The 275-nt window shown below is 40.0% G+C and carries 1 protein-coding gene; it reads left to right on the top strand.

Going from position 1 to position 275, the window contains the following annotated elements:
• Positions 1-275, top strand: a 275-nt coding sequence (locus tag AC1M9B_RS14425; protein ID WP_481609342.1) for a hypothetical protein, incomplete at both ends; no start/stop codon positions are given.

Raw genomic sequence — 275 nt, 5'->3', positions numbered from 1 at the left:
GATCCTGCTAAAACAGTTACCAAAGGTGATGTGATCAAAGCGACTGATGAATTAGACGCTGCAGATGCTGCATTAAAAACCAATGCACAACAAGAGTTTGAAGATTCATTAGCAACAGAAGCGGATTTAGCCGCGCTTGAGACGAAGGCGAAAGACCTTCAGACTAAACTTAATGAAAATGCAAAGTTAGAAGAGTCAGCAAGATATACTGATGAAACACGTGATGCACTTCAAAAAGAAATTAATGAAGCTTTACAACTCGTTGCTGATGGTCG

The sequence above is a fragment of the Acinetobacter sp. ANC_7513 genome (assembly GCF_056779915.1).
The sequence above is the reverse complement of the archived record's forward strand: the minus strand, read 5'-3'. Positions and strand labels throughout refer to the sequence as shown.